The organism is Bartonella senegalensis OS02 (assembly GCF_000312545.1).
In the GTDB taxonomy this organism is placed as follows: domain Bacteria; phylum Pseudomonadota; class Alphaproteobacteria; order Rhizobiales; family Rhizobiaceae; genus Bartonella; species Bartonella senegalensis.
Genome location: NZ_HE997543.1, coordinates 44,945 through 46,923, shown reverse-complemented (window position 1 = coordinate 46,923; position 1,979 = coordinate 44,945). Strand labels below are relative to the sequence as shown.

At 36.0% G+C, this 1,979-nt stretch carries 1 pseudogene; it reads left to right on the top strand.

Features of this window, described 5'->3' with window-relative positions:
- Positions 1 to 287 precede the first annotated feature (287 nt).
- Positions 288 to 1,979 (top strand): annotated as a pseudogene (locus BN200_RS09395) (autotransporter outer membrane beta-barrel domain-containing protein); the annotation flags it as partial.

The following is a 1,979-nucleotide window of genomic DNA, read 5'->3' as shown; positions in this document are numbered from 1 at the left end:
AAGAGAGGTATGCTTTGAGCATCTTAAATACACTTCTCAGCGGAAATAGGTTTTTGTATTCAGTAAAGACCTATTTCGTTTCTTATGGTGATTATTTTATTTGTAAAAACTTACTAAACTTATTTTTGAAGAGATAGTTTTTAAGGGTAATTTCATATCATTATTTTTTGCTTTTGTATTTACATAAAACACAAAACATATTATTTGCTCATTTCATAATGAGGCAATTGATAGGTATGCCTCTTTGATTTTCAATGACAATGAGAGAAGAAAGTTTATAGTGGGTTATGATTAAGGTATTAAAACGCCATGTATATTTATGTGTTCTTACAACATCTATTTTTTTCTTTGTACAAAACATAAATGCTGAAGTACAGGATAAACCATCGTGTAGTTCTCTTTTTAAGTCGTATTTATGTGATGATCTTAAGAATCTTGGTAGTAACAACGTATTTCAGGTAAATAGTTTTGATAAAGACTTTGTCAATGCTATGATTATAGAAAATTCTAATAAGATAGTCATTAAGCCCGATAGAGGCCAAAACTCAAACACTGGTGAGATTTTAAAATTTAAGAATTCTGAAATGATTACATCACAAGTGTTCGCACCAGAAAAGGTGATGAAAATTCTGAGTAACGCTTCTATTGTAGAAGAAAAAAAGGTAAGCAACAACGATAGTAGTGTATCTTGGGCAGTTTTTGGTGTGAAGCAAGATGGTTTTCTTGTTGTTGATAATGGGAAAGTTGATGTTTCTAATGTCTATGGCTTGGTGGGTGAAAGTTCACCACCATTGTTTAAGGAAGGTTCGAGCAGTAAGTTGCAAAGTGTGTCTCGGGTTTTTATTAAAGACTCAGATATTGCTATCAAGGGACATAAAGCGCGAGGTTTGTATTTTCGGGGCAGCTCTTCACAAGATGAATATGAAGAGGGGGAACTTCTTACTCTGTTAGGGGAATTTCAGTTTGAGAAGACTACTCTTAAAGTTTCGGATGGTACGGCTATTTATAGTGATGATGCTAGAAGAGCTCCTTATATTACTTTAAAGGGTTCAAGCATCACGAGTGATTTGTTGTTAGATGTTAAGAATCACTCATTCGTGGCGGTTGAAGCGAATTCTTCTTCTCTTGTCGGGGGAACGCGTGTTGAAAATGATTCTTACGGTGGCATTGAATTATATAATAAATCGAAATGGACTGTGACACCAAGAAAGCAATCGCTTGAAACATCAAGAGAGAAGAATAATCAGCAAGATTCACAGTCTACAGATTCGTCACTTTCACTGGTAAGGCTTGTTGACAGCTCTATTGTTTTTGAGCAACCAAAAGGAGGTAATTATCAAACGCTTCATATTGAAGGAGACGATGGAATCTCAGAATATGTTTATGCAGCGGCAGGGGACGCACGCCTTTATGTCAATGTATATTTAAGGGGTGATAGTTCAGATGATGTCGTGAAAGCAGAAAGCAAGGCTGATAAACTTGTTATCCACGGTAATGTTTATGGAACAACGACAGTGTATGTAAAAGAATTTGTACGAAGTTCAAAAAAAGAAATACAAACACAAACATCAGGAACAAAAGTGGAAAATCACAATACTAATCAAGGGCTGTCAATTATTCAAGTTCATGGAGAAGCGAAGAAAGATTCCTTTAAATTACCAGGTGGTTACGGAGTAATGAAGGGAAAGCCTTATCGATATCGTCTTCATGCTTATAAATGCAGCTCAGCAGAAGTAGAGAATCGGTGCGAATTGAGTGAACAAAGCTCAGGTGGAAGTAATGGAGGTCTTTGGGATTTCCGCCTTGAGCGTGAATATATCACATTAAAAAAACCCTCTAAATTACTTTCTAAGTTGAGAAAAAATGTTTCTCGTCCTCGTAAAGCTCGTTCCGTTGAGTCTGGGGGTAGTCATAATCCCATTGTTTTCGATTCTGCTTCTTCTGATCTTCATCCTGATGTGATGGTTAGTGCAGTCGTA